The organism is Amycolatopsis sp. NPDC047767, from assembly GCF_040704195.1.
Classification (GTDB): domain Bacteria; phylum Actinomycetota; class Actinomycetes; order Mycobacteriales; family Pseudonocardiaceae; genus Amycolatopsis.
Window position 1 is genome coordinate 18,817 of the sequence record NZ_JBEYSJ010000030.1, and the last position, 24,801, is coordinate 43,617.

Consider the following 24,801-nt stretch of genomic DNA (forward strand, 5'->3'; position numbering starts at 1 on the left):
TGGCGAAGCTAGCCGCACCGAACCACGCAGCACAGACAGTTTCGCCGCCGGCGGACCGAAATCCACCGACGGCGAAACACGAAGAACCGCTGGAACCTCAGGCGGCCCCGTCGAACAACGAGGTCACCGAACCGTCCTCGAACACCTGCTGGATCGCCTCGGCCAGCATCGGCGCGATCGACAGCACCGTCAGCCCCGGGAACCGCTTCTCCTCCGGGATCGGCAGGGAGTTCGTCACGATGACCTCGCGCGCCTTGCACTGCGAAAGGCGCTCGGTGGCCGGGTCGGACAGGATCCCGTGCGTCGTGGCGATGACGACGTCGGCCGCGCCCTCCTCGATCAGCGCTTCGGTGGCCTTGACGATCGTGCCGCCGGTGTCGATCATGTCGTCGATCAGCACGCAGAGCTTGCCCTGCACTTTGCCGACCACGCGGTTGGCCACGGCCTGGTTGGGCTTGTCCGGGTCGCGCGTCTTGTGGATGAACGCGATCGGCCGGTCACCCAGCTGCTGCGCCCACTTCTCGGCGAGGCGCACGCGGCCCGAGTCGGGCGAAACGACCGTGATGTCCGCGTCGCCGTAGGTGGCCTTGATGTGGTCGGCGAGCACGGACTGCGCCATCAGGTGGTCGACCGGGCCGTCGAAGAAGCCCTGGATCTGGGCGGTGTGCAGGTCGACGGTCATGATCCGGTCGGCGCCCGCGGTCTTGAACAGGTCGGCGATGAGCCGGGCCGAGATCGGCTCGCGGCCCTTGTGCTTCTTGTCCTGCCGCGCGTACGGGTAGAACGGCATGACCACGGTGATCCGCTTGGCGGAAGCGCGCTTGAGCGCGTCCACCATGATCAGCTGCTCCATCACGTACTCGTTGATGGGCGTGGTGTGCGCCTGGATCACGAACGCGTCGGTACCGCGCACCGACTCCTCGAACCGCACGAACAGCTCACCGTTGGCGAACGTGTGCGCGGTCTGCGGGGTGATCGTCACGTTGAGGTGCTTGGCGACCTCTTCCGCGAGCTCCTGGTGCGCACGGCCGGAGAAGAGCATCAGATTCTTCTTCGGCGTACCTGACTTCGGACTCATGCTGGCGACTCCCCGTCGTTTCCTGCTTCCGACACGGACACGGCGGTGTCCTCACTCGCGGCGAGCGCGGCCTCCGCCGCCTCCGCCGCCGGCGTGCCCGGCCTGCGCCGGACCGCCCAGCCCTCGACGTTGCGCTGCGGCCCCGCCGACACCGCTAGTGCACCAGGCGGGACGTCGTCCCGGATGACCGCACCCGCTCCACTGTAAGCGCCGTCACCGATCCGCACCGGCGCGACCAGCGTGTTGTCGGCGCCGAGCCGGACGTACGAGCCCACGACGGTGTGGTGCTTGTTCACGCCGTCGTAGTTCACGAAGACGCTGGAACAGCCGATGTTGCTGTAGTCGCCGACGGTCGCGTCGCCCACGTAGGTGAGGTGCGGCACCTTCGTGCCGGTGCCGATCTGCGCGTTCTTCGTCTCGACGAACGCGCCCAGCTTGCCCTTCGCGCCCAGCTTGGTGCCCGGCCGCAGGTAGGTGTACGGGCCGACGTTCACGCCGTCGCCCAGTTCGGAGTCGTCGGCGTGCACCCGCACCACCGACGCGCCGGCTCCGACCGCCACGTTCACGAGCGTGGTGTCCGGCCCGACGACCGAGCCCTCGCCGATCGACGTGGTGCCCTTGAGCTGGGTGTTCGGCTCCACCAGCACGTCACGCGAGAGCGTCACGTCCGCTTCGATCCACGTGGTGTTCGGGTCGGTCACGGTCACGCCCTCGCGCTGCCAGCGGCGCACGATCCGGCGGTTGTACTCCGCGCCCAGCGTCGCCAGCTGCACGCGGTCGTTCACGCCCTCGGTCACCCACGGGTCGTCGACCACGAGCGCGCCGACGCCCTTGCCGTCGTGGTGGGCGATGCCCAGCACGTCGGTGAGGTACAGCTCGCCCTGCGCGTTGTCCGTCGACAGCCGCGAGAGGCCGTCGGCGAGCACGGCGGCGTCGAACGCGTAGACGCCCGAGTTGATCTCGGTGATCTCGTGCTGCGCCGGCGTCGCGTCCTTGTGCTCGACGATCGACTGGACCACGCCGGCGTCGTCGCGCACGATCCGGCCGTAGCCGGCGGGGTTGGCGACCACGGCGGTCAGCACGGTGACCGCGTTGCCCGAGCCGGTGTGCTCGGCCAGCAGCGCGGCCAGGGTGTCGGTGTCGAGCAGCGGCACGTCGCCGTAGCTCACGAGCACGGTGCCGGTGAGGCCGGCGGGCAGCTCGTGCAGCGCGCACGACACGGCGTGACCGGTGCCCTTCTGCTCCGCCTGCACGGCGGTCGTCACCTCGCGGCCCAGCACCTCGCCGACGCGCGCGAGCTCGGCACCGACGGCTTCGCGGCCGTGGCCGATCACCACCACCAGGTGTTCGGGATTCAGTCCGGCCGCGGCGCGGACGGCGTGTTCCACCAGGGGGCGCCCGGCGATCGGGTGCAGCACCTTCGGGGTGGACGAACGCATGCGGGTGCCCTCACCCGCGGCGAGGATCAGCGTGCTCAGCGGGCCGCTCAACGAGACTCCCAACAACGATTTACCGGCTCGTTCCGACGGGCAACGATCCTACGTGGGCTCCTCGGCGCCCCACGAGGGGTCGGCCGGGATGCTCTCCGCGGGCCAGCTCGCGCCGGCGTCGCCCGCCATCGAATTGGCGGAGGCGACCTGGTTGCCCCCACCGCGTTTTGCTTCGTACATCGCCGCGTCCGCGCGCGCGAGCACCTGCTCGGCCCGCTCCTGCGGCCGCAGCGACACCAGCCCGATGGACAGGGTGACGCCGTGCGAAAGGTGGTGCGGCAGCTCCGCCACCGACTTCACCGCGCGGCCCAGCGCCATCTTCGCGGCCGACGCGGGCGCGCCCGGCAGCAGAACGATGAACTCGTCGCCACCGTAGCGGGCGACAACGTCGTCACCACGCAGGGCGTCACGCAACGTGCTGGCGACAACGCGGAGCACGTTGTCCCCCTCGGCGTGCGACTGCTTGTCGTTGACGCCCTTGAACCCGTCGAGGTCCACGAGCGCGACGGCCAGCGGCTGCGCGTCGGCCGACGACGCGAGCGCGCGCAGGCGTTCGTCGAGCGCGCGGCGGTTGGGCAGGCCGGTGAGCGGGTCCTGCAGCGCCTGCTGCGTGATCGCACCGTGTTCGGCCGACAGCCGTTCGTGTTCGCGGCGCGCGTTGAGCGTGGCGATCTGCGACTCGCGCAGCGTCCACATCTCGGATTCGAGCGTGGTCGCGTAGTCGATCAGCGACTTGCTCGCGCCCGACGCGTAGTCCGGCGTCGTGTCGAGCCGCGCGAGCTCGCGGGCGATGTTGAGCCGCATCGACGGCTGGGAGATGTCCTCGGACATCGCCTTGCGCGTCTCGCGCAGCACGTCGAGCGCTTCCTCGCGGCGGCCGGCGCGGTCGAGGCACCGCGCGAGCGCGATGGCGACGATCTCCTGCTCGTGCGGGAAGTGGTGGCCGTGGCGCATCTGGGTGAGCCGGTCCACGTGCTCGGCGGCCGGGTTGTGCAGCGCCAGCGCGGAAGCGAGCACGCCCACCTGGTCGACCGCCGAAACCCCGGCCTTGCGCGGGAACAGCGACTCGGCGAACGGGCCCTCGGCCGCCACCGCCATCGACGCGGCCGTGCGGAACTTCTCGGCCGCCTCGTCGTACTGCTCGATGCGCTCGAGCCGCAGGCCCCAGCCCAGCAGCATCTTCACGCGGTTCATCAGCTGCAGCGTGATCTCGTGCGGGCTCGCGCTCTCGCGGATCGCCTGGTGGGCGCGGCTGATGACCTCTTCGGCGGCCTCGTACACGCCGAGCTGGTTGAGCACGATCCAGCAGTCGATGAGCGCCATCGACTGCATGCGGTTCCAGTTGCGCACGCCGACCTGGCGGTCGGGGATCGTGGAGTCGTCGAGGATCGCGAGCGCGCGGGCGATCTCGGTGAGCGCGGCGTCCTCCTGCGCGGCCAGCACCAGCCGGCGTCCGCGCAACGCGTGCGCGTCGGCGCGCAGCAGCGACAGGCCGTGGCGGCGGGTGTGGGCGAGCATCTCGTCGAGCCGCGGCTCCGCTTCGGCGGCCAGCCCGCGCGTGACCAGGCGGGCGAACGCCGAGGCCCGCAGCAGCTGCGCCACCAGCGTGGGCTCGCCGCGGCGCAGGGTCTCCTCGAGCAGCTCGTCCATGATGGCGACGATCTCGAGCTGCTTGTCGAACTCCTGCCGCTGGACGGCGGCGATCAGCTCACGCGCACGCCCGACCAGCCAAGCGTCGGACATCTCGACGAGAGTCGGACGCCGGGCGGTTCCGGGGTCGATCGCTTCATCGCTCAGCCGCCCCACACCCCCATCGCTTCGGCTCGGGTTGGTCACACGTCTGCTCCGCCGCCAGGATTCGAACCTGAACTGTCAGAACCAAAATCTGAAGTGCTGCCGATTACACTACGGCGGATCGATCCTGGTCAGGATAGCGATGATCGGCGACAGTGGTGGCGGGAGGGTGAAGCGCCCGCGGCCGGGGTACTTCACAGGTTGAACCGTGCCGGAGCGCAACGGACATTTCGGGCCTCCCCAGGGCTCGAAACCTCCTGTACCGTAACTTACGGCATCGTAGGTTAGGTCACCCTTCGCAGGGGCTCGTAGGAAGAAGTGAACTGTATGACGGCCACCCTCGACCGTTCCCAGCCAGCTGGAGAGCCGCCGGCCCCGAAAGGCCCCAAGCCGATCACCGAAGGTCAGCGCGGCATCGGCGTGCAGCTTTCCGTGTACTTCGGCGTGCTCGCGCCGCTGGTGGCCCTGCTGGTCGCCGTCCCGTTCGCGTGGGGCTGGGGACTGACGTGGGTCGACGTCGCGCTGTTCGTGGTGTTCTACGGCGTCAGCGGCCTGGGCATCACCGTCGCCTACCACCGGTACTTCACGCACGGGTCGTTCAAGGCGAAGAAGTGGCTGCGCGTGGTGATGGCCATCGCCGGCAGCATCGCCCTGCAGGGCCCCGTGATCACCTGGGTGGCCGACCACCGTCGTCACCACGCGTTCTCCGACCGCGACGGCGACCCCCACTCGCCGTGGATGTTCGGCACCTCGCCGGCCGCCATCGCCCGCGGGTTCTGGCACGCGCACATGGGCTGGCTGTTCGAGCGCGACAAGAGCAACCAGGCCCGCTTCGCGCCCGACCTGGTGAAGGACACGGCGATCCAGAAGGTCGACGACCTGTTCTGGCTGTGGGCGCTGCTCTCGCTGGCCCTGCCGGCCGTGCTGGGCGGCCTCATCTCGTGGTCGTTCTGGGGCGCGCTCACCGCGTTCTTCTGGGCCGGCCTCGTGCGCATCTGCGTGCTGCACCACGTGACCTGGTCCGTGAACTCCATCTGCCACATGATCGGCGAACGCCCCTTCGCGGCGCGTGACCGCTCGGCCAACTTCTGGCCGCTGGCGATCTTCTCCTTCGGCGAGTCCTGGCACAACCTGCACCACGCCGACCCGACCTCGGCCCGCCACGGCGTGAAGCGCGGCCAGATCGACATGTCGGCCCGCCTGATCTGGATGTTCGAGAAGTTCGGCTGGGTGCACGACGTCCGCTGGCCGACTCCGCAGCGGCTGGCGCGGATCGCGTCCGAGGGCTGAGTTCTTTCCGTTTTCTTTGCGGACCACCGATTTTCGGTGGTCCGCTTTGTTTTCGGGGTTGTTTCAGGCCTGGCTTCGCGTGGCCAGCCGGGCGGCGCGGGCGTAGGCGTGGACGAGTGGCCGGTTGTCGTCCTTGCGCCACGCCAGCGCGAGGCGGCTGGGGGACACGCCGTGCACGGGGAGGGCGACGACGTCGCCGCGGGTGAGCAGGGGCGCGTTGCCCGCGGCGATGAGGCAGACGCCGCGGCCGTCGACGAGGGCCTCGTAGGTTTCGTCCGCGCTGCTGATCTCCGCGCCGATCACGGGGGCGCGGCCGCCGCGGGCTTCGGGGGCGAGCCAGTGGTCGCGTAGCGGGCCGGCGTCGGCGGGCAGGGCGAGGAACGGTTCGTCGAGCAGGTCGGCGAAGTCCACTGTGGACTGGCCGGCTCGGGGGTGCGTGGCGGACATCGCGACCAGCCGGGGTTCTTCGGCGACCACGACCCAGTCGTAGCGTTCGGCGCCCGGCACCGGGAGCCACACGAAAGCGACGTCGGTGGAGCCGTCGGCGAGGCCCGCGGTGGAGTCGTGCCAGCCGACCTGGCGCAGCGTGAGCCGGGCGTGCGGGTGCACGTCGGTGAACCTCGACCGGATCGCGGGCAGCATGCCGCCGCGGCCGGGGCTCGTGCTCATGCCGACGACGAGCGTCCCCCGTTGCTCGGCCTTCGCCTGGGCGACGGCGTCGTGCGCCGCGTCCCACTCCGCGAGCACCCGGCGCGCGTGTGGCAGCAAGGCCTCGCCCACCGGCGTCAACCGGACCTCACGGCGGTCGCGGTCGAACAACGGGGCGCCGAGCTGCCGTTCGAGCATGCGGATCTGCTTGCTCAGCGCGGGCTGGGAGACGTAGAGCCGTTCGGCCGCGCGCGTGAAGTGGAGCTCTTCGGCGGCCGTGACGAAGTACCGCAGATCGCGGCCGTGCACGTCCATAGCCAATGGTTATCACAGCAGGTCTTGGACGCGCGAGCGCTTTTCGCCCAGAGTCGGTGTCAGCGAAAGGGGCTCAGGACATGAACAAGGTTTGGCTGATCACCGGCGCGAACAGCGGCTTCGGCCGCGCGCTCACCGAGGCCGCGGTGGCGGCCGGCGACGTGGTGGTCGCGGCGGCGCGGCGCACCGAAACGCTGGCCGACGTCGTCGCCGCGCACCCGGACCAGGTGGAGGCGGTGCCGCTCGACGTCACGGACCTCGCGGCGGTCGACGCCACCGTCTCCTCGGTCATCGCGCGGCACGGCCGGCTCGACGTGCTGGTGAACAACGCCGGCCGCAGCCACGTCGGCGCGTTCGAGGAGACCACCGACGAGGAGCTGCGGTCGCTGTTCGACGTGCACGTCTTCGGCCCGGCGGCCCTGGTGCGCGCGGTGCTGCCGCACATGCGCGAGCGGCGGTCCGGCGCGATCGTGCAGATGAGCAGCATGGGCGGGCAGCTGTCGTTCGCGGGGTTCTCGGCCTACAGCGGCACGAAGTTCGCGTTGGAGGGGCTGTCCGAAGGGCTCGCCGACGAGGTGGGCCGCCTGGGGATCAAGGTGCTGATCGTGGAACCGGGCGCGTTCCGCACCGGTTTGTGGGGCAGCACGAGCCGCAGCGGCGAGATCGACGACTACGCCGAGTCGGTCGGCCCCACGCGCCGCCTCGTCGTCGACGCCGATGGCACGCAGGCCGGCGACCCCGCGAAGGCCGCCGCCGCCATCCTCACCGCGCTCGACGCCCCGGAAACCCCGCTGCGCCTGGCCCTCGGCGGCGACGCCGTCGACGCGATCGGCGGTCACCTCGACCAGGTGCGGGCCGACCTGACGGCGTGGGAGGACCGCGCGCGCAACACCGCGTTCGCCTGAGCGCGCCGCCACCCGGCTACCCTGCTGCGCATGGCGGGGAGACGAAGGGCGAAGCGCGAAGCAGCGGTAACCGGCGCACGACCGGCGGCGCCGGTGACGCGCGTCCGCATGACAGGCAGCGAACGCCGGCAACAGCTGCTCCTCGTCGCGCGCGCGTTGTTCGCCGAGAAGGGCTTCGACGGCACCTCGGTGGAAGAGATCGCCGCCCGCGCGAACGTCTCGAAACCCGTCGTCTACGAACACTTCGGCGGCAAGGAAGGCATCTACGCGGTCGTCGTGGACCGCGAGACGCAGCTCCTGCTCGACCGCATGGTCAACACCCTCCACGGCGGCCACCCGCGCGTCATGCTCGAACAAGCGGCCATCGCCCTGCTCAGCTACGTCGAGGACTCCCACGACGGCTTCCGCATCCTCGTCCGCGACTCCCCGGTGGCCAGCTCCACCGGCACCTTCTCCACCGTCCTCAACGACATCGCGGGCCAGGTCGAACACATCCTCGCCCAGCAGTTCGCGGCGCGCGGCTACGAGGAGAAGCTGTCGGCCCTGTACGCGCAGGCGCTGGTCGGGATGGTCGCCCTGACGGGCCAGTGGTGGCTCGACGCACGCAAACCGAAGCGCGACGAGGTGGCGGCGCATCTGGTGAACTTGGCCTGGAACGGGTTGTCGCATCTGGAACACAAGCCGAGGCTGCTGGGCTGAGCCCGGGGACTTGTCCGAACCGGCTCAGTGCTTGACGATCATCCGATGACGACTTTCCGGGAAGCCATCGAAGGCCGGGACATCGAGGCCGCCGTCGCGTTGTTCACCGAGGACGCCGTGTTCCGCAGTCCCGCTGTGCACCGGCCCTACCAGGGGCGCGAGCAGGTCGGGGTGATCCTGCGGGCGGCGTTCGCGGTGTTCGAGGGCTTCGCGTATCAGCGGGAGCTGAAAGACGACGACGGCCACGCCCTCGTGTTCACCGCGCGCGTCGGCGACCGCGAGGTGGAAGGCTGCGACTTCTTGCGCACCAACGACTCCGGCGAGATCACCGAGCTCGTGGTGATGGTGCGCCCGCTGTCCGGGCTCAACGCGCTCGCCGCGGCCATGCAGAAGCAGCTCGGCTAGAGCAGGCCGCGCGCGTGCAGGTCGTCGAAGATCAGCTGCACAACCGCCGACACGCGCGGCCGGTCCTCGAAGCCCAGCCAAGCGAAGTCGGCGATCTCGCTCGAAGCCGCCAAGGTGCCGGAAAACGAGGCCGTGTAACAGGTCATCCGCACGACCGTGCCCGCCGCACGCCCGTCCGCCTGTGCCTCCCACACGCCGGCGGGCTCCAACGACGACGGGTCCAGCGCGACCGACAGCTCCTCGGCGATCTCCCGCACCAGCGCCTCGGCGTCCGACTCGCCCGGCTCGCGCTTGCCGCCCGGCAGGTACCACGTGTCCTTGCCCGCGGACACGGCCGCGAGCACGCGGCCGTCGACCACGTGCAGCCACGCGAGTTTGTCGATCATCCCAGCGCCGCAAGGGTTTCGGCCGTGGTGAGCACCGTGCCGAGCCGCGGGAAGATCTTCGTGGTCGACGATTCGTGCGACACGTCGGACAGGCCCGTCATCGCGTCGGACACGGCGATCACGGCGTACCCGTGGTCCGCCGCGGCGCGCAGCGTCGACTCCACGCCGAATTCCGTCGCGATGCCGCCGAACACCACGGTGCGCACGCCCGCGTCGCGCAGGTGCGCGTGCAGGTCGGTGTTGTAGAAACCGCCGATGGTGGCCTTGACCACCAGCTTTTCGCCGTTGCGCGGCTTCAGCTCCGGGATCACGTCGCTGCCCGGCGCGCCTTCGGAGCCCGGGCGCATCGCCTGGATGATCACGATCTGCGCGCCGGCTTCGGAAAACGCGTCGCGCAGGCGCACGGCGTTGGCGGCGGCCTCGGGCCCGGCGAACGGCGTCGTCGGCATCGCGACGATCCGCTCCTGGAAGTCGACGAGCACGAGCGCCGTCGAGGCGGGGTCGATCTCTGTCATACGGCAGATCCTAGGCCGGTCCCGGTACGGTCTGTGTTCGTCGGCTGGGGAAAGGATGTTCGGGATGAACCGGGAAGTAGTGGTCACCGGCGGGGGCACGGGAATCGGCTACGCCATCGCGGCCGCGTTCGCGCGCGCCGGCGACCGCGTGACGATCACCGGCCGCCGCGAGAGCGTGCTCACCGAAGCCGCGGCGCTGCTCGGCGCGCGGGCGGTCGCGTTCGACGCCGCCGATCACGAGGCCGTCGAGGCGGCCTTGCCGGAACTGCCGGAAAGTGTCGACGTATTGGTGAACAACGCCGGTGGCAACACCGATTTCCTCCGCGACGACAACACCGACCTGGCGACCCTGGCCACCGCCTGGACGGCCAATTTCCGGGCCAACGTCTTCACCGCCGCCTTGGTCACGGCGGGTTTGCGCGACCGGCTCGCCGACCACGGCCGGATCATCACCATCGGCTCCATCGCCGCCCACATCGGCGCCGGGTCCTACGGCTGGGCGAAGGCCGCCGTCGAGGCGTGGAACTCGGACGTCGCCCGGGTCATGGGGCCGCGGGGAATCACCGCGAACGTGGTCGCGCCCGGCTTGATCGTGGACACGGAGTTCTTCCACGGCAAGCTCACCGACGAACGCCGCGGCCGGCTGGTCGCCACCACGATGAACAACCGAGAGGGCCGTCCGGAAGACGTCGCGGAAGTCGTGGCGTTCCTCGCCGGCCCCGGCGCGGGCCACGTGACGGGCCAGGTCGTCCACGTGAACGGCGGCGCCTACCAAGGCTCTTAAGCGCCAGGGGTGACGCGAAGGACCTTGTCGTCCGATCCGTTCGAGGTGGTCACGTAGAGCGCGCCGTCCGGCGCTGATCGGACGGCGCGCAACCGCCCGAACCGGTCGTCGAATTCGGGTGGCAGCGTCACCGAAGTGACCTTGGCCGCGGAATCCAGGTGCAGCAGCAACAGTTTCTGCCCCTTCAGCGCCACCACGGCCAATGCGCCTTCGTTGGCACCCCACTGCGGACCGGTCAGGAACGCGTCACCCGAAGTCGCCTCGGTGATCTCGCCGGATGTCCAGAGTGGACGGACCGCGTCGGGGAACCGGTCGAGATCCGTCATCGGCACGCTTTCGTCATACGAGGAATCCGTCCCGCCTTTCGAGGGATCCCACCCGTAGTTGGCGCCGGGCCGGATCAAGTTCACCTCGTCGTCGAACGTCGGCCCGTGCTCGGAAGTCAGCACCTGCCCGGTCCCCGGCCGGATCGCGACGCCCTGGATGTTGCGGTGCCCGTAGGTGTAGATCCGCCGCTCGCGGGGATCGGCCGAAGCGAAGAACGGGTTGTCCGGCAACGCTTCCCCGGTTTTCGCGTTGATCCGCAGCACCTTCCCGCCGAGGCTGTGGCGGTCCTGCGCGATCGTCGGCCGCGCCGTGTCCCCGGTCCCGACGAGCAACGCGCCGTCGGGAGCCAGGGTCGGCCGGCAGCCGGAGTGCCGGCCACTGGGGTTCACCGGCAGCCCCGTCAGCAGATCCCGCACCTTCGACGCACTGGTCCCGTCCGGCGCGAGCCGCCACGTGACCAGGCGGACGTCGACCGCCCGGCCACCCTCCTGGTGCGTCTGGCACGTCGTGAACTCCCGCGACGAAGCGAAATCCGCCGCGAGCACCATCCCCATCAGCCCGCCTTCGCCCTGCACGAGTACATCGGAGAAGTCGGCGCGCACCTCGGTGGTCCGCCCACCCCGGATCAACGCCAGCTTGCCCGGGCGCTGTGGCACGAGCAGCGACCCGTCCGGCAGGAATCCGATGTCCCACCCGTGCTCCAGTCCGCCGGCCACCTCCTCGACGCGAAACGCGGTGGCGGAAGCCGGCGAAGGGGCGCTCGTCAACGGCGGCGGCGCACTCGCCGCTCCCGAACAAGCGGTGGCGAGCACCGCGACGACCGCGAGCAGCACGACTCCGGGCAGGCGCATACGGCCAGCATGCCCGACAAAAGCGACGTTCGCGTCTCAATCGCCGGGCCGGACCAGCCCCGACTCGTACGCGAACACCACCGCGTGCACGCGGTCCCGCAGGCCCAGCTTCGCGAGGACGCGCCCGACGTGGGTCTTCACCGTCGTCTCGCCGATGAACAGCTTGCCCGCGATCTCGGTGTTCGACAGCCCGCGAGCGATCAGCCCGAGCACGTCCTTCTCCCGCTCGGTGAGCGAACCCAGCTTCGCCGACTCGACCGGCCGCCCGGTCAGGTAACGGTCGAGCAGCCGCCGCGTGACCGAAGGCGACACCATCGCGTCGCCGCGCAGCACTCCGCGAATCGCCACCAGCATCTCGTCCGACGGCGCGTCCTTCACCAGGAACCCGCTCGCGCCGGCGCGCAGGGCCGAGTAGGCGTATTCGTCGAGGTCGAACGTCGTGATCACCAGCACCCGCACGTCCGGCAGGGCGGCGCAGATGCGCTCGGTCGCGGCGACGCCGTCGAGCACCGGCATGCGCACGTCCATCAGCACCAGGTCGGGCCGTCGTTCGCGGGCGATCCGCACGGCTTCCGCGCCGTCGCCCGCTTCCGCGACGACGTCGAGATCCGGCTGGCTGTCCACGATCATCCGCAGCCCGACGCGCACCAGCTCCTGGTCGTCGCAGATCAGCACCGACGTCATCGCGCCGCGCCCGTCCGCAGGGTCGCGAGCACGCGGAACCCGCCGTCGGGCAGCGGGCCCGTCTCGAGCTTGCCGCGGTAGAGCTCCACGCGCTGCGCCATCCCGGCCAATCCGCGCCCCGACGACGGCAGCCCCGCCGCCACGGGCTCGCGGCCCCCGGTGTTCGTCACCTCGACGAGCACCTCGGTCGGCGTGAACTCCACGCGCACCCGGGCGGACGCGTCGGCGGGAGCGTGTTTGAGCATGTTGGTCAGCGCCTCCTGGACGATCCGGTACGCCTGCAGCGCGGCGCCCGTGGGCAGGTCGGTGGCATCACCGGTCACCTCGAGCTCGACGTCGCGCCCGGACTGCTCGACGAGCGTGCGCAGCTCGTCCAGGGTCGGCTGCGGCGTGCGCGCGGGCTCACCGGCGTGCATCACTTCGAGCAGCCGCCGCAGCTCCGCAAGCGCCCCGCGCCCGGTGCGGCTGATGGTGTCGAGCGTGCGGTCAACGGCTTCAGGGTCCTGGTGCCGCGCGAGTTTCGCGCCTTCGGCGTTGAGCACGATCACGCTCATGCTGTGCGCGAGCACGTCGTGCAGCTCGCGCGCGATCCGCGTGCGCTCCTCCGCGACGGCCGCGCGCGCCTGCGCCTGCCGCTCCGACACCGCGAGGTCCGCGCGCAGCCGTTCCTCGTCGGTCAGCTGCTCCTTCGCGCGGAAGAACTCGCCCAGCGCCCACGCCGCGATGTGCAGCGGCAGCACCCCGACGATCGTCAACGTCGGATTCTGCGTCTCGGCGCCCCACGTGAACCCCCACATCCAGTCGAGCGCCAGCACGGCCGCCGCGATCACCGCGGCGAACCGCCGGTCACCCTTCTTGACCAGCGTGAACAGCACCACCGCCATCGCCAGCTCGCTGCGCCCGCGGTCGAACGCCCACACGTCGTTCGTGTAGACGGCCACCACCCCGGCGATGATCAGCACCGCCGTCGTCCGCGGCCACCGCCGTCGCACGAGCAGCGGCAGCAGGAACGCCATCGGCACCAGCCGCAGGGACCAGTCGCCGGTCGCGATGTTCGGCCCGAGCAGCACGAAGACGGCGTACAGCGGCAGGTCCAGCGTCCAGCGCTGCCTGCGCACCCACATCACCAGTGCTCGCACGTCTGTGAACGTAACGCCCGCCGGCCGCTCGCCGCGTCCTTCCGCGGTATGCCTCGCCTCCTCCGATGGGACGATGCACGCGGCCCGATCGGCCGATCCGCGGCCACGGGATGCGTCCTTAGTTTCGGGTTCATGTCGATCACCACGGAGTTCTTCCGGCACCCCATGCTGACGGGTGCCGTCGCGGCGAGTTCTGGGTTCCTGGCCACGGCCATGACCCGCGGCCTGGGTCTCGAGCGCGCGGGTTCCGTTGTCGAGCTGGGGCCGGGGACGGGGGTGTTCACGTCGGCGGTGCTGGCTCTGGTGCCGGCGACCGCGGCTGTCACGGCGGTCGAGATCAACCCCCGGCTGGCGGCTTCGCTGCGTTCGCGCTTCCCCTCGGTCTCGGTGGTGTGCGGCTCGGCTTCCTCGGTGGGTTCCCTGGGACTGGACCCGGCGGACGTCGTGATCTCCGGCCTGCCCTGGACGGCCATGCCTGCCTCGCGTCAGCAGGAGATCCTGGACTCGGCCTGCTCGGTCCTGTCCCCGCGCGGCTGCTTCACGACGTTCGCCTACGCCCACACCGCCTGGACACCGCCGGCCCGCCGGTTCGCCCGCCTGTTGCGCAGCCGGTTCTTCGTGGTGGAGCGGACTCCGGTGGTGTGGCGGAACCTGCCGCCGGCGTACGTGTACCGGGCCGCGTTGCCGGTTTCCGCCGGGGTTTCCCGTGAACGCTCTGCTGCACCCGCTTCTTGACGCACCCGCGGTGGTCGTCTACGTCGTGTGCGCCTTGGTGATCACGGCGGAAACGGCTCTGCTGCCGGGAATCGTGCTGCCGACACTGTCCACTTTGCTGCTGATGGGGTTCCTCGTGCAGCGGGGGACGTTGTCCGGGTGGGTGGCCTTGGTGGTCTGCGTTTCCGCCGCCGTTCTGGGCGACCAGATCGCGTACTGGGAGGGGCGGGTGCTGGGGCCGCGGCTGCGCTCTTCGCGCCTGGGCCGCCGGGTCGGGCCGGCGCGCTGGGACCGGGCCGAGTCGGCGATCGTGCGGTTCGGCGTGCCGGCGGTGGTCCTGGGCCGGTTCCTGGCGGGGGTGCGGACGCTGGTGCCCCGCGTCGCCGGATCGGCCGGCCTGCCGTACCGGCGGTTTGTGGTGGGGAGCGTTTGTGCCGCCGTCATGTGGGCGGGGGTGGAGCTGCTGGCGGGGCAGTTGACGGGATGGGTTGTGCCGTAAGCAAAGCGGCCGTTTCCGCGTCGGCCGGAAGGAACGTTTCCAGGCTCAGCTCCGCGATCGTCACGTCGACGGCCGTCGTGAGGCGGGTGATGGCGGTGATCAGGCGGAGGTCGCCCAGGGAGGTGGACAGCTGCAGGGGTACGGCGAAGCCGAGGTGGTCCGGCGAAGGCGGTGAAGGCGCGGGCAGGTACGAAGTGAGCTCGTCCAGCAACTCGGCCTGACGCGGGTCCGGCAGGCCCTGGCGGGGGCGTTCGAGCACGTGCTGCGCCCAGTCGGCGAAGTTGTGGATGCGCGGGGCCATGCCGTCGGGGTGCAGGGCCAGGCGCAGGACGTTCACGGGTGGCGCCAGCAGTTCGGCGGCCACGCCTTCCGTGAGAAGGGTGAAGGCGTCGTTCGCGGACACGAGCGTGCCGTAGCGGTCGACGATCAGCGCCGGGTACGGGCGGTGGCCGTCGAGCAGAGCCGTCAACGAATCGAGGACGGGGGCCAGCCGGGGGTCGTCGAGGGGCGTCTCGGCGTAGCGCGGGGCGAAGCCGGCGGCCAGGAGCAGGGCGTTGCGTTCGCGCAGGGGCAGGCCGAGGGCCTCGGCCACGCGCACGACCATGCCCCGGCCGGGAGCCGAACGCCCCCGTTCCAGAAAGCTCACGTGCCGCTGCGTGGTGCCGGCGGCCAGGGCCAGGTCGAGCTGGCTGAGCCGGCGGCGGGTGCGGGCGTCGCGCAACGCGGTGGCGAAGGCCGGGTCCATGGGGCCAGGCAAGCAGAACCCGCGCGGGCGCGCTATTCCTTCCGGGGAATTGCCGCGAGACCCCGGCGCGCCGAATGCTCGGGGCATGAAATTCGGACTTCTCCTGCCCGCCGGGCAGGCCCAGCTTCCCGCCCCCGCCGTCGTCGAGCTCGCCCGCGAGGCCGAGCGCCTCGGCTTCGACTCCGTCTGGGCGGGCGACTCGCTCGTCCGCGCCCGGGCCGAGCCGCTCACCTTGCTCACCGCCGTCGCGCAGGCCACCGAGCGCATGACGGTGGGCACCGCCGCGCTGTTGCCCGCGTTGCGCCAGCCCGTGCAGGCGGCGCTGACGCTCTCGACCCTCGACCAGCTCTCCGGCGGCCGCCTCGTCCTCGGCCTCGGCGCGGGGTTCCCCGGCTTCAGCGAGCCGGAGTTCGACCTGGTCGGCGTGTCGTTCAAGACACGCTTCTCCCACCTCGACGACGTCGCCCGCCTCTGGCGCGACCTCTGGACCGGCACGCCCCGCTCCTTCCACGGCAAGGTCCTCCACCACGACTGGCTTCCCGACGTCCCCGCGCCCTCCCGCCCCGGCGGCCCACCCCTGTGGCTCGCCGGCGCCACCCCGTCCGCCCTCCGCCGCACGGCCGACCTCTACGACGGCTGGCTGCCCTACCCACCCGACCCCGCCGACTACGCCCGCGGCCTCACCACCATCCGCTCGCTGTCGGACCGCCCCATCATCCCGGCCCTGTTCGCCACGGCTTACGTCGACGATGACCCGGCCCTCGGCCGCCAGGCGCTGGACACCTACTGCCAAGCCACGTACAGCCGCCCGCTGTCCGCGATCGGCACCATCCAGACAATGCTCACCGGACCGGTTTCGACCGTCGCGGCCGGCCTGCGCGAGTACGAACTAGCTGGTGCAGACCACATTCTGCTCCGCATCGCCGCCCTGGACGCCGACGTGGTGGCCGACCAGCTACGCCTCCTGTCGGGACTCTTGCCGACCAATTCTCCGCAACACTGAACCCCGCGGGGCTTTCCATCCGTGTCGTGAATGGATCCCCACCCGGGGGATCCGTTGACACGAAAGGAAAGCCATGAAGATCACGGGAGACCCCGACTGGAACCGCACCATCACCCGTAACACCGACCGCCGGGCCGTCACCGCCGGCTGAGCCGCACCCTCTCCCCGGGGTTCGCCGCGCGGCGGCCGGCCACCCCAGCCGGCCTCGACTTTCCGCCCCTCCGCGACGAACCCCCTGCGGCGCAACGCTTTTTCGCACGGTCCTGTGGCGCCCTGCCGAACCGTTGCGCCGCGGCTGTCCCCTCGTTGCGCGGCAGTTGCCCGTCGTTGCCGCCCGCCAGTTGTCCGTGGTTGTCCACAACTCTGCTCGGCTGTGGACAACGTCCCGCCGGCCGCAGGGTTTGTCGGTGTGCGCCGGTAGAATGGATCCAGGGTGGCCCCTGGCAGGGTGGGCCCTGCGTCGCGGGGGTTGTGAGGGTTGTGGAGGCCGTAAGGGTCGTGGGGTTTGTGGCCAGGTCCCCAGCGGCACACGAAAGACGCCCGACGAGTGCGGGCAGGTGCACGCCACCCACCTGAAGGTACGAACCTGGGAACCAGCCTGGCGCCATGCAGGCAAACGCCCACCGGCATCGCAACGTCGCGACGTTCATCAAGCAGTAAGTCGCGCGGCGCCCTTTGCCGGGACCGGTCCCGAGTGCCGGACTTACGGTGCGACGCATGCAGCGGCTCACGGTGGTTCTCGTGCTGATGTCGATAGGCGTCGTCGCCTGCGGCGCGCCCGATCGGCAGCCGGGTCCAACGGCGTCTTCGGCGATAAAGCCGACCACACCGCCAACCACACTCTCGACCGCTCCGGCAAAACCGAAGATCACCGACCTTGCCGATCATCCTTGCAAGGCCCTGGATCACGACGACATCGTCCGGTTGAACGTGATCATCGAGGGCACCGAAGTCCCGGACCCGAGCGGCACGGCCTGTCAGTGGGGTGCACCAGGCGCACTGGTCACCTTCACCGCCTACCCGGCAACCGACAAGACCCGGGACCCGGACGTCCGGCAGCTCACCGTCAGCACGATCGAGGGTCACCGTGCGCTGCTGGGCCAGATCACGCACGGCCAGGACACCGGCTACATGATCTTCGTCATGACCGGCCCGGGTCAGTCGATCCGGCTCTCGGCGGTCGGCTTCGGTCCCGGCGCGCCCGGACCCGACCCGCTCACGGTCGGCGAGAACTTCGCCGCGGCGATCAGCCACCGGTTGAGCGAATGACGAGAGGCAGCGCGCGCCTGGCGATCGCCACCGCCACCGCCACCGCCCTCCCCGACCAGCCCCTCGCCGCCTTCATCCCCCCGACGGTTACGTCGCCTGGGTGACCCCCGGCGGAACCGACCTGCGCGCCGCCCTCACCACGTGGCCAGGTCGCCCCCGGACTGTCGGTGCCCCGACGTAGTCTGGAAGACGTGACCGACGCTCCACTGTCCGGACTCCTCCAAGCCATCCTGCCCGACCCCGCCCTGCGCGGGGTCGTCGAACGTGCCGGCGCCCCGCTGCTCGAGCTGCAGGGCGCCGTGACCGCGCGTCAGCTGGTCGCCGCGGTGCTCGCCGAAGACGAGGCGAGAGGTGGCGCGGGCCGCCACGTGCTGGCCGTGACCGCCACCGGCCGGGAGGCCGACGAGCTCACCGCCGCCCTCGAAGCGCTGCTCGGGCGCGAGAAGGTCGTCGACTTCCCCTCGTGGGAGACGCTGCCCCACGAGCGCCTCTCGCCGCGCGCCGACACCGTCGGGCGCCGCCTCGAAGTGCTGCACCGCCTGCACAAGGGTGACGACCAGCTCAAGGTCGTCGTGTCCACCGTCCGCAGCCTGATCCAGCCCATGGCGCCGGGCCTCGGCTCGCTCGACCCCGTCGACCTGGTCGTGGGCGAGGAGCAGAGCTTCGAAGGCCTCCTTGAACGCCTGGTCGAGCTCGCCTACACCCGCGTGGACATGGTCGAGAAGCGCGGCGAGTTCGCCGTCCGCGGTGGCATCCTCGACCTGTTCGGCCCCACGGCCCAGCACCCGGTGCGCGTCGAGTTCTGGGGCGACGAGGTCAGCGAGATCCGCGCGTTCGCGGTCTCCGACCAGCGCTCCCTGCCGGGTGAGATCCAGCACGTCACCGCGCCGCCGTGCCGTGAGCTGCTGCTGACGGCCGACGTCAAGGCCAAGGCCGCCGAGCTCGCCGTCACCTATGAAGCCGACGCGCAGCTGGCCGAAATGCTCACCAAGCTCGCCGACGGTATCCCCGTCGAAGGCATGGAAGCCCTCATCCCGGTCCTGTGCGCCGGCGAGCTCACCCTGCTCACCGACGCCCTGCCGCGCGGCAGTCACGTGCTGCTCGCCGACCCGGAGAAGATCCGCGCCCGCGCCCACGACCTCGTGCGCACCGGCCAGGAGTTCCTCGAAGCGTCGTGGACCACGGCCGCGGCCGGAGGACAGGCGCCCATCGACCTCGGCGCGTCGGCCTACCGCGACCTGGCCGAGATCGCCGAGCACGCGCAGGACACCAAGCGCGCCTGGTGGACGATCACCCAGCTGAGCAGCGAAGACCCCGACGTCTACCGCGTCAGCGTCGAAGCCGCGCCCGCCTACCGCGGCGAGTTCGACCGCGCGATGACCGACCTGCGCGCCCACGTCGCCGCCGGCGGCACCGGCGTGCTCGTGGTCGCGGGCCACGGCACCGCCACCCGCGCCGTCGAGCAGCTCACCACCGCCGAGGTCCCGGCCGCGCTGGCCGGCGAAGGCATCACCGAGGCCCCGCAGGCCGGCCTCGTCACGGTCACCTGCGGCGCCCTCGTCGACGGTTTCGTCTCACCCGAGCGCGCCCTCGTGGTGCTGTCGGAAGCCGACCTCACGGGCCGCGGCGCCAACGCCGGAACGTCCACAAAGGACCTCAACGCCAAGATGCCCTCGCGGCGGCGCAACGCCGTCGACCCGCTGGCGCTCAAGACCGGCGACTACGTGGTGCACAACCAGCACGGCATCGGCCGCTTCGTCGAGATGGTGCAGCGCACCGTCGCCGGCGCCACGCGCGAATACCTGCTGCTGGAGTACGCGAGTTCCAAGCGCGGCCACCCCGGCGACCGGCTGTTCGTGCCCACCGACCAGCTCGACGAGGTCTCCCGCTACGTCGGCGGCGAGCTGCCCACGCTCAACAAGCTCGGCGGCTCCGACTGGAAGAACACCAAAGCCAGGGCCAAGAAGGCCGTCAAGGAGATCGCGGCCGAGCTCGTGCAGCTCTACGCCGCCCGCCAAGCCGCGCCCGGCCACCCCTTCGGCCCGGACACGCCGTGGCAGCACGAGCTCGAAGACGCGTTCCCGTTCCAGGAGACCAACGACCAGCTCGCCGCCATCGACGAGGTCAAGGCCGACATGGAACGCGGCGTCCCCATGGACCGCGTGATCTGCGGCGACGTCGGCTACGGCAAGACCGAGATCGCCGTGCGCGCCGCGTTCAAGGCGGTGCAGGACGGCAAGCAGGTCGCCGTGCTCGTACCGACGACGCTGCTCGCGCAGCAGCACCTCAACACCTTCACCGAGCGCATGCAGTCGTTCCCGGTCACGATCAAAGGCCTTTCGCGGTTCACGAACAAGACCGAGTCCGACCTGGTCATCGAGCAGCTCGGTGAGGGTGAGGTCGACATCGTCATCGGCACCCACCGCCTGCTGCAGACCGGCATCCGCTACAAGGACCTGGGCCTCGTGATCGTCGACGAGGAGCAGCGTTTCGGCGTGGAGCACAAGGAACACATCAAGGCGCTGCGCACGCACGTCGACGTGCTCACGATGTCCGCCACGCCCATCCCGCGCACGCTGGAGATGTCGCTCGCCGGCATCCGCGAGATGTCCACCATCCTCACCCCGCCCGAAGACCGGCACCCGATCCTGACCTACGTCGGCAGCTACGACGACAAGCAGGTCGGCGCCGCCGTCCGCCGCGAGCTCCTGCGTGACGGCCAGGTCTTCTACGTCCACAACCGCGTCTCCTCCATCGAGAAGGCCGCCAAGCGCATCCGCGAGCTGGTACCCGAAGCGCGTGTCGTGACCGCCCACGGCCAGATGAACGAGGACAAGCTCGAAAAGATCATCCAGGGCTTCTGGGAAAACGAGTACGACGTGCTCGTCTGCACCACGATCGTCGAAACCGGCCTGGACATCTCCAACGCCAACACCCTCATCGTCGAACGTGGTGATCTCCTCGGGCTCGCCCAGCTCCACCAGCTGCGCGGCCGCGTCGGGCGTGGTCGCGAACGCGGCTACGCCTACTTCCTGTATCCGCCGGAAGCCCCGTTGACGGAGACCGCACACGACCGGCTCGCGACCATCGCGCAGAACACCGAGCTGGGCGCGGGCATGGCCGTGGCCATGAAGGACCTGGAAATCCGTGGCGCCGGCAACATCCTCGGCGCGGAACAGTCCGGCCACATCGCGGGCGTCGGCTTCGACCTGTACGTGCGCCTGGTCGGCGAAGCCGTCGAAGCGTTCCGCCGCCACGCGGGCGCCGAGCCTTCCGAGGAGGAGGAACTCGCCGAAGTCCGCGTCGACCTCCCCATCGACGCGCACATCCCCCACGACTACGTCGAAGGCGAACGGTTGCGCCTCGAGGCCTACCGCAAGATCGCGGCCGCGCCCGACACCGCGGGCCTCGACGCCGTGCGCGAAGAACTCATCGACCGCTACGGCCAGCCACCCGCCCCCGTCAACCGCCTCCTCGCCGTCGCGGCGTTCCGCCACACCTGCCGCGCGGCGGGCGTCACGGAGGTTGCGGTGCAGGGCAACACCATCCGCTTCGCGCCCCTGCCCCTCGCCGATTCGCAGCTGGTGCGCCTGAAACGCCTGTACCCCAAGGCGGCGTACAAGGCCATCACCAACACCGTCTCCGTCCCCAAGCCGACGGAGGGCCCGGCCGGCGGCCGCATGGGCGCCCCGACACTACGGGACCAGGAGCTGCTCGACTGGTGCACGAAGCTGCTGACCCAGCTGACGAAGACGCCAGCCACCGTGTGACGTGTACACAGTCGGAAACACCCCGACTTTTGGGGGAACCACCAGCGCAAACGTTGGAGCGTAAGCGGTTTCGGCCGTACCGTCTTTCGCATGCATGATCGCTATTCGACTGTGCGAGGGCGCCAACTCGGTGTCCGTCTGCGAGAGCTGATGGCCGAACGCCATTGGGGTGTGCGGGAAATGTCGCGCCGGCTGGACTGGCCGCCGACCCGCATCTCCAACATGTTCTACGCGAGGCGTGGCACCAAGTACATAGACGTGGTCAAGATGCTCACCCTCATGGGCGTGGTCGGCGAGGAGGCCGACGAAATCTATGCGCTCTGCGAAGACATAGACAAGTTCGGCCTCGTGGAGTCTCCGTTGGACCGGCGAAGGCGGCGGTTGCGGACTTTGGAGAACTTCGAAGCCGAGGCTTCATCTTTGTTCGCTCTGCAGGCGAACATCGTTCCCGGCCTCATACAGACCGAGCGATACTGCCGAGCGCAGATGGAATCCTCGGTCAACCTGCAGGGCGATCTCGAGGGGTATGTCAACCGGCGGATGAAGCGCCGCGATGTTCTCGACCAGTCGCAGACCCAGTTCGAATTCGTCCTTCACGAGTTCGTGCTGCGGCTCGACTTCGGTGGAGCGGACCTCATGGCCGAGCAGCTTTACCATCTGCTGCGCTTGGTGGTACGGCCGAACATCTCGATTCGAATCGTGCCGGCTTCAGCCGGTCCCCATGTAGGGGCAAGTGGAGGCTTCTCGCTACTGGAGTTCGAAGAAGCGGATTCGGTGGTGTACATCGACACCGAGGCGGTCAATCTCTTCCTCGAAGATCCCGAAGAGATCGCCATGTACGGCAACCTCCGTCGGCGCCTGCGCGAGCAAGCGCTGACCGAGACCGACTCGAGGCGGTTCATCACAGACCTCGTCGCCGAGCTCTATCCAGCTTCCGACGAAGGTCTGCAGCTCCAGTTCTGACCAGCCCCACGGCCGTATCGATGAGAAGAGCCGGCCACATCACCGTCCCCGCGGCCGCGTGGCAGGAACTCCTCAGCCGTCTGCACTGAGCTGGAACATCGGCGGCTCACCTGTCGCCAGCTGTAAACGGACTTCCTCTTTCGGCGTGGGCACCGCGCCCGCGTCGGCCCTCGGCTTGGGCCGGGGGTGGCGCGGCACCCGGGATCCCGACCCGCCACCGCGGCCGTTGTAGATCACCAGGCCCCGGTCGGGGTCCGGTACCGCGTCCAGTGCGGCCGTCACGGCGGCCAGGCCGCGGAACCGCTCCCGATCCAGCAGGTCGGGGAACTCGATCTCCAACGTGACACCCCACTGGTGCACGTGCCACGTCCACTGCAAAGCCCCGTGAGTCACTGCGGCTTCGGTCAGGTTGTCGCCGTGCGCGCGTTGCCAGGCGCGGGCCGGGAACTCCCCGTCGAGAACCTCGATCGACAACCATGAGTCCATTTGTCGACAATAACGCTTCGCGCACCCCGATGGTGTTGCGTTTCGGGGGCGGCGGTGTGAGAGGGTATGGCCTGTGATGCGGATCATGGGGCGCCTCGGCTCGAAGAAACGGTCTAGCGCGCTGGCGGGTGTCGTCGCCAGTGGCCTTCTGCTCGCCGGGTGCGGCGCCGGGCCCAGCCAGGTGGGCGCCGCGGCCGTCATCGACGGCCAGGTCACCACCATCGACCAGGTGCAGACCCTGCTGGACAAGGCCGTCCAGGAGCAGCCGTACGCGCAGCAGCTCGCCGCGCAGCACAAGCTCGACCTGGTGGGCCGGGAGATCGTCCGCCAGCAGCTGCTGCACGCCGTGGTGCAGAAGGCGGCGCAGAAGGAAGGCCTCGTCGCCGACGAGGCCACCATCTCCGCCGCCCTGGCGCAGGGCGACCCGCTCGCCGGACCCATGCCGGAGAACCTCGCGCAGGACCAGCCCGCGGCCGTGACGCAGCTCGTGCAGCGGACCCGCGACCACCGCGAAGCGCTCACCGACGCGTACTTGGAGCAGCAGCTCGCGGTGAAGTACCTGCCGAAGCTGTCGGTCACTCTCGACTACGTCGTGATCGCCGGGCCGACCGCCGATGGTCAGGCGCCGTCGGTCGACCCGGCCGATTCGCGTGCCGAAGCGCTGGCGAAGGCGCAGACGTACGCGGCCGACCCGGCCGCCGTGCAGGCGGATCTGGCGAAGGGCGCGCAGGGCAACGTCGGCGAACCGCTTGCGGCGCTGTCGTCGCCCGCCGATGCCGGGTCGGTGCTGTTCGGCACGGAGCCGAACAACGTCATGGCGTTCCAGCCCAACCCGAGCCAGCTGCCGAGCGAGTGGATCGTGGCCGTGGTGAAGCAGCGCTCCACCGACAAGCCCGTCTCGACCGACCAGGCGCAGCAGCCGACGCCGGACCAGATCGGGGCGATCGGGGTGCGGATGCTGCAGCCGTATGTCGGCGACGTCGACTACAAGATCAACCCGCGTTACGGCGTGTGGGACACCGTGGGCATGGACCTCGCGGCCAACGCGAACAGCCTTCAGGGCCTCCTCCTGCCCGTCCGGGGTAGTGCTCCGGCTCAGCAGTGAGCGGGTCGGTTGTCGTCGTCGCGCACGGGGCGACGGTGCCGGCCGAAGCGGTCGGGTTGTTGCGTGGCGCCGCGGTGTATGCGGCTTCGGACGTTGACGCCGCCCAGTTCGGGGTGCCGCCGGTTCCGGCGGGGGTCGCAGGCGACCGCGTCCTGATCACGGCGTCGACCTCGTCGCCGGAAGCGGCCGCCCTGGTGGCCGCGGGTGCGCGCGTGATCGAGGCCCCGGTCGCGCCGCTGGTGGAGGCCGCCGAGGTCATGGACCGGCTGCGCTCGCCCGGCGGCTGCCCGTGGGACGCGGTGCAGACGCACGAAACGCTCCGGCAGTACCTCGTCGAGGAGACCTACGAGCTGCTCGACGCCATCGAGGAGAACGACCGCGAGGCCCTGCGCGAAGAGCTCGGCGACGTCCTCCTGCAGGTGCTCTTCCACGCCCGTGTGGCCGCCGAAGACGCCGAGGACCCGTTCACGATCGACGACGTCGCGCGGGCGTTGACGGCGAAGCTCGTCGGGCGGCACCCGCACGTGTTCGCCGACGCGGCGAAGGTGGCCACGGTCGACCAGCAGAACCTGAAGTGGGAAGAGCTCAAGCAGGCGGAGAAGCAGCGTCGTTCCATTGTGGACGGTGTCGCGCTCGGTCAGCCGGCCGTCGCGTTGGCCGCGAAGCTCGGGCAACGCAGCGGGCGGGCGGGGATTCCGCTGGACCTGTTCCCGGCCGGCTCGGACCCGGCGGCGCAGCTGTTCCGCACGGCGGCCACGGCGCGCCGGGCGGGCACCGATCCCGAAGGTGAGCTGCGGGCCGTCGCGAAGCAGTTCGCGCGGGACATCCGGGCGGCCGAGGATGCGGCGCGCGAGGCGGGCGTGGAACCGTCGACGCTGGAAGCGGACGGCTGGCGCAAGTTCTGGCCGTAACGGGCGTTTCGGGGCTTTTTCGCGCG

24 protein-coding genes and 1 tRNA gene are annotated in these 24,801 nt (G+C 70.3%); 13 read left to right on the plus strand and 12 right to left on the minus strand.

Translation table 11 applies throughout. From position 1 onward, the window contains the following. Positions 1-97 precede the first annotated feature (97 nt). The 4 genes from AB0878_RS37510 to AB0878_RS37525 all read right to left on the minus strand — a co-directional run bounded on the left by AB0878_RS37510 (position 98) and on the right by AB0878_RS37525 (position 4,483). A complete protein-coding gene (locus tag AB0878_RS37510) occupies positions 98-1,078 on the minus strand; it encodes a ribose-phosphate diphosphokinase (RefSeq protein ID WP_360593936.1) in 981 nt (326 codons plus the stop codon). After that, a complete protein-coding gene (gene glmU, locus AB0878_RS37515) occupies positions 1,075-2,568 on the minus strand; it encodes a bifunctional UDP-N-acetylglucosamine diphosphorylase/glucosamine-1-phosphate N-acetyltransferase GlmU (RefSeq protein WP_366585562.1) in 1,494 nt (497 codons plus the stop codon). Before glmU ends, AB0878_RS37510 begins: the two co-directional genes overlap by 4 nt. A 48-nt stretch (positions 2,569-2,616) precedes the next feature. Continuing rightward, positions 2,617-4,311: a GGDEF domain-containing protein gene (locus tag AB0878_RS37520; protein WP_366585564.1), complete on the minus strand. Its 1,695-nt coding sequence runs from the start codon at positions 4,309-4,311 to the stop codon at positions 2,617-2,619. Positions 4,312-4,411: 100 nt separating this feature from the next. Then, a tRNA-Gln gene (locus AB0878_RS37525) sits at positions 4,412-4,483 on the minus strand. Positions 4,484-4,689: 206 nt separating this feature from the next. Here AB0878_RS37525 and AB0878_RS37530 point away from each other — a divergent pair. Beyond that, positions 4,690-5,652 (plus strand): acyl-CoA desaturase, encoded by a 963-nt coding sequence (locus AB0878_RS37530; protein ID WP_366585566.1) that lies wholly within the window; start codon positions 4,690-4,692, stop codon positions 5,650-5,652. A 63-nt stretch (positions 5,653-5,715) separates the two neighbouring features. Here AB0878_RS37530 and AB0878_RS37535 read toward each other — a convergent pair whose 3' ends face one another. Continuing rightward, positions 5,716-6,615, minus strand: a complete 900-nt coding sequence (locus AB0878_RS37535) for a LysR family transcriptional regulator (protein WP_366585568.1) — start codon at positions 6,613-6,615, stop codon at positions 5,716-5,718. An 80-nt stretch (positions 6,616-6,695) separates the two neighbouring features. On the opposite strand from AB0878_RS37535, the gene AB0878_RS37540 reads away from it, so the two are divergent. From AB0878_RS37540 to AB0878_RS37550, 3 genes are all read left to right on the plus strand, one after another. Then, on the plus strand, positions 6,696-7,520 hold the full coding sequence (locus AB0878_RS37540; RefSeq protein WP_366585570.1) for an oxidoreductase: 825 nt from the start codon (positions 6,696-6,698) through the stop codon (positions 7,518-7,520). A gap of 108 nt (positions 7,521-7,628) precedes the next feature. Next, on the plus strand, positions 7,629-8,219 hold the full coding sequence (locus AB0878_RS37545) for a TetR/AcrR family transcriptional regulator (protein ID WP_285974454.1): 591 nt from the start codon (positions 7,629-7,631) through the stop codon (positions 8,217-8,219). Positions 8,220-8,264: 45 nt separating this feature from the next. Continuing rightward, positions 8,265-8,624 carry a nuclear transport factor 2 family protein gene (locus AB0878_RS37550; protein ID WP_366585573.1) on the plus strand — a complete coding sequence of 120 codons (360 nt, stop codon included), beginning with the start codon at positions 8,265-8,267 and terminating at the stop codon, positions 8,622-8,624. Here the strand turns inward: AB0878_RS37550 and AB0878_RS37555 are convergent. Then, positions 8,621-9,010: an NUDIX domain-containing protein gene (locus tag AB0878_RS37555; RefSeq protein ID WP_366585575.1), complete on the minus strand. Its 390-nt coding sequence runs from the start codon at positions 9,008-9,010 to the stop codon at positions 8,621-8,623. The two genes, AB0878_RS37550 and AB0878_RS37555, sit on opposite strands and share 4 nt — an antisense overlap. Beyond that, positions 9,007-9,525, minus strand: a complete 519-nt coding sequence (locus tag AB0878_RS37560) for an isochorismatase family protein (protein WP_354863988.1) — start codon at positions 9,523-9,525, stop codon at positions 9,007-9,009. Before AB0878_RS37560 ends, AB0878_RS37555 begins: the two co-directional genes overlap by 4 nt. A gap of 64 nt (positions 9,526-9,589) precedes the next feature. On the opposite strand from AB0878_RS37560, the gene AB0878_RS37565 reads away from it, so the two are divergent. Then, entirely contained in the window at positions 9,590-10,309 is a 720-nt protein-coding gene (locus AB0878_RS37565; protein WP_366585577.1) for an SDR family oxidoreductase, read from the plus strand. On the opposite strand, the gene AB0878_RS37570 is transcribed toward AB0878_RS37565, so the two are convergent. Genes AB0878_RS37570 through AB0878_RS37580 form a run of 3 tightly spaced genes read right to left on the minus strand, consistent with a single transcriptional unit; the run spans position 10,306 to position 13,295 of the window. After that, on the minus strand, positions 10,306-11,487 hold the full coding sequence (locus AB0878_RS37570) for a PQQ-dependent sugar dehydrogenase (protein WP_366585579.1): 1,182 nt from the start codon (positions 11,485-11,487) through the stop codon (positions 10,306-10,308). The genes AB0878_RS37565 and AB0878_RS37570 overlap by 4 nt on opposite strands. 36 nt (positions 11,488-11,523) lie before the next feature. Next, positions 11,524-12,171 carry a response regulator transcription factor gene (locus AB0878_RS37575; protein WP_366585581.1) on the minus strand — a complete coding sequence of 216 codons (648 nt, stop codon included), beginning with the start codon at positions 12,169-12,171 and terminating at the stop codon, positions 11,524-11,526. Further along, positions 12,168-13,295, minus strand: coding sequence for a histidine kinase (locus tag AB0878_RS37580; protein ID WP_366585731.1), 1,128 nt, complete (start codon positions 13,293-13,295; stop codon positions 12,168-12,170). The genes AB0878_RS37575 and AB0878_RS37580 overlap by 4 nt, the downstream gene beginning before the upstream one ends. A 147-nt stretch (positions 13,296-13,442) precedes the next feature. Between AB0878_RS37580 and AB0878_RS37585 the strand changes: the two genes are divergently transcribed. Together AB0878_RS37585 and AB0878_RS37590 are read left to right on the plus strand one after the other, a co-directional pair. Then, complete coding sequence (locus AB0878_RS37585; RefSeq protein ID WP_366585583.1) at positions 13,443-14,045, plus strand: methyltransferase domain-containing protein; 603 nt, start codon at positions 13,443-13,445, stop codon at positions 14,043-14,045. Next, positions 14,017-14,523, plus strand: coding sequence for a DedA family protein (locus tag AB0878_RS37590; protein ID WP_366585585.1), 507 nt, complete (start codon positions 14,017-14,019; stop codon positions 14,521-14,523). Before AB0878_RS37585 ends, AB0878_RS37590 begins: the two co-directional genes overlap by 29 nt. On the opposite strand, the gene AB0878_RS37595 is transcribed toward AB0878_RS37590, so the two are convergent. Continuing rightward, positions 14,465-15,268 (minus strand): helix-turn-helix transcriptional regulator, encoded by an 804-nt coding sequence (locus tag AB0878_RS37595; protein WP_366585587.1) that lies wholly within the window; start codon positions 15,266-15,268, stop codon positions 14,465-14,467. The genes AB0878_RS37590 and AB0878_RS37595 overlap by 59 nt on opposite strands. An 85-nt stretch (positions 15,269-15,353) precedes the next feature. Between AB0878_RS37595 and AB0878_RS37600 the strand changes: the two genes are divergently transcribed. The 4 genes from AB0878_RS37600 to AB0878_RS37615 all read left to right on the plus strand — a co-directional run bounded on the left by AB0878_RS37600 (position 15,354) and on the right by AB0878_RS37615 (position 22,273). Beyond that, positions 15,354-16,271 carry an LLM class flavin-dependent oxidoreductase gene (locus AB0878_RS37600; protein WP_366585589.1) on the plus strand — a complete coding sequence of 306 codons (918 nt, stop codon included), beginning with the start codon at positions 15,354-15,356 and terminating at the stop codon, positions 16,269-16,271. A gap of 717 nt (positions 16,272-16,988) precedes the next feature. Next, complete coding sequence (locus tag AB0878_RS37605; protein WP_366585591.1) at positions 16,989-17,540, plus strand: DUF3558 family protein; 552 nt, start codon at positions 16,989-16,991, stop codon at positions 17,538-17,540. 206 nt (positions 17,541-17,746) lie between these two features. Beyond that, positions 17,747-21,310, plus strand: a complete 3,564-nt coding sequence (gene mfd / locus AB0878_RS37610) for a transcription-repair coupling factor (RefSeq protein ID WP_366585733.1) — start codon at positions 17,747-17,749, stop codon at positions 21,308-21,310. 90 nt (positions 21,311-21,400) lie between these two features. After that, positions 21,401-22,273, plus strand: a complete 873-nt coding sequence (locus AB0878_RS37615; RefSeq protein ID WP_366585593.1) for a helix-turn-helix transcriptional regulator — start codon at positions 21,401-21,403, stop codon at positions 22,271-22,273. 72 nt (positions 22,274-22,345) lie between these two features. Here the strand turns inward: AB0878_RS37615 and AB0878_RS37620 are convergent, their stop codons facing one another. Beyond that, positions 22,346-22,759 (minus strand): hypothetical protein, encoded by a 414-nt coding sequence (locus tag AB0878_RS37620; protein ID WP_366585595.1) that lies wholly within the window; start codon positions 22,757-22,759, stop codon positions 22,346-22,348. Between the two features lie 76 nt (positions 22,760-22,835). On the opposite strand from AB0878_RS37620, the gene AB0878_RS37625 reads away from it, so the two are divergent. Then, the gene (locus AB0878_RS37625; protein ID WP_366585597.1) at positions 22,836-23,864 is read left to right on the plus strand and encodes a hypothetical protein; all 1,029 of its coding nucleotides are present in this window, start codon (positions 22,836-22,838) and stop codon (positions 23,862-23,864) included. Then, the gene (locus AB0878_RS37630) at positions 23,861-24,775 is read left to right on the plus strand and encodes a MazG family protein (RefSeq protein ID WP_366585599.1); all 915 of its coding nucleotides are present in this window, start codon (positions 23,861-23,863) and stop codon (positions 24,773-24,775) included. The genes AB0878_RS37625 and AB0878_RS37630 overlap by 4 nt, the downstream gene beginning before the upstream one ends. Positions 24,776-24,801: the final 26 nt, after the last annotated feature.

Excerpts from the sequence above, each read along its gene's own strand:
- AB0878_RS37510 (WP_360593936.1), bottom strand. The coding sequence starts at position 1,078 with ATGAGTCCGAAGTCAGGTACGCCGAAGAAGAATCTGATGCTCTTCTCC.
- AB0878_RS37520 (WP_366585564.1), bottom strand. The coding sequence starts at position 4,311 with ATGTCCGACGCTTGGCTGGTCGGGCGTGCGCGTGAGCTGATCGCCGCC.
- AB0878_RS37530 (WP_366585566.1), top strand. The coding sequence starts at position 4,690 with ATGACGGCCACCCTCGACCGTTCCCAGCCAGCTGGAGAGCCGCCGGCC.
- AB0878_RS37535 (WP_366585568.1), bottom strand. The coding sequence starts at position 6,615 with ATGGACGTGCACGGCCGCGATCTGCGGTACTTCGTCACGGCCGCCGAA.
- AB0878_RS37540 (WP_366585570.1), top strand. The coding sequence starts at position 6,696 with ATGAACAAGGTTTGGCTGATCACCGGCGCGAACAGCGGCTTCGGCCGC.
- AB0878_RS37545 (WP_285974454.1), top strand. The coding sequence starts at position 7,629 with ATGACAGGCAGCGAACGCCGGCAACAGCTGCTCCTCGTCGCGCGCGCG.
- AB0878_RS37550 (WP_366585573.1), top strand. The coding sequence starts at position 8,265 with ATGACGACTTTCCGGGAAGCCATCGAAGGCCGGGACATCGAGGCCGCC.
- AB0878_RS37555 (WP_366585575.1), bottom strand. The coding sequence starts at position 9,010 with ATGATCGACAAACTCGCGTGGCTGCACGTGGTCGACGGCCGCGTGCTC.
- AB0878_RS37560 (WP_354863988.1), bottom strand. The coding sequence starts at position 9,525 with ATGACAGAGATCGACCCCGCCTCGACGGCGCTCGTGCTCGTCGACTTC.
- AB0878_RS37565 (WP_366585577.1), top strand. The coding sequence starts at position 9,590 with ATGAACCGGGAAGTAGTGGTCACCGGCGGGGGCACGGGAATCGGCTAC.
- AB0878_RS37570 (WP_366585579.1), bottom strand. The coding sequence starts at position 11,487 with ATGCGCCTGCCCGGAGTCGTGCTGCTCGCGGTCGTCGCGGTGCTCGCC.
- AB0878_RS37575 (WP_366585581.1), bottom strand. The coding sequence starts at position 12,171 with ATGACGTCGGTGCTGATCTGCGACGACCAGGAGCTGGTGCGCGTCGGG.
- AB0878_RS37580 (WP_366585731.1), bottom strand. The coding sequence starts at position 13,295 with ATGTGGGTGCGCAGGCAGCGCTGGACGCTGGACCTGCCGCTGTACGCC.
- AB0878_RS37585 (WP_366585583.1), top strand. The coding sequence starts at position 13,443 with ATGTCGATCACCACGGAGTTCTTCCGGCACCCCATGCTGACGGGTGCC.
- AB0878_RS37595 (WP_366585587.1), bottom strand. The coding sequence starts at position 15,268 with ATGGACCCGGCCTTCGCCACCGCGTTGCGCGACGCCCGCACCCGCCGC.
- AB0878_RS37600 (WP_366585589.1), top strand. The coding sequence starts at position 15,354 with ATGAAATTCGGACTTCTCCTGCCCGCCGGGCAGGCCCAGCTTCCCGCC.
- AB0878_RS37605 (WP_366585591.1), top strand. The coding sequence starts at position 16,989 with ATGCAGCGGCTCACGGTGGTTCTCGTGCTGATGTCGATAGGCGTCGTC.
- AB0878_RS37615 (WP_366585593.1), top strand. The coding sequence starts at position 21,401 with ATGCATGATCGCTATTCGACTGTGCGAGGGCGCCAACTCGGTGTCCGT.
- AB0878_RS37620 (WP_366585595.1), bottom strand. The coding sequence starts at position 22,759 with ATGGACTCATGGTTGTCGATCGAGGTTCTCGACGGGGAGTTCCCGGCC.
- AB0878_RS37625 (WP_366585597.1), top strand. The coding sequence starts at position 22,836 with ATGCGGATCATGGGGCGCCTCGGCTCGAAGAAACGGTCTAGCGCGCTG.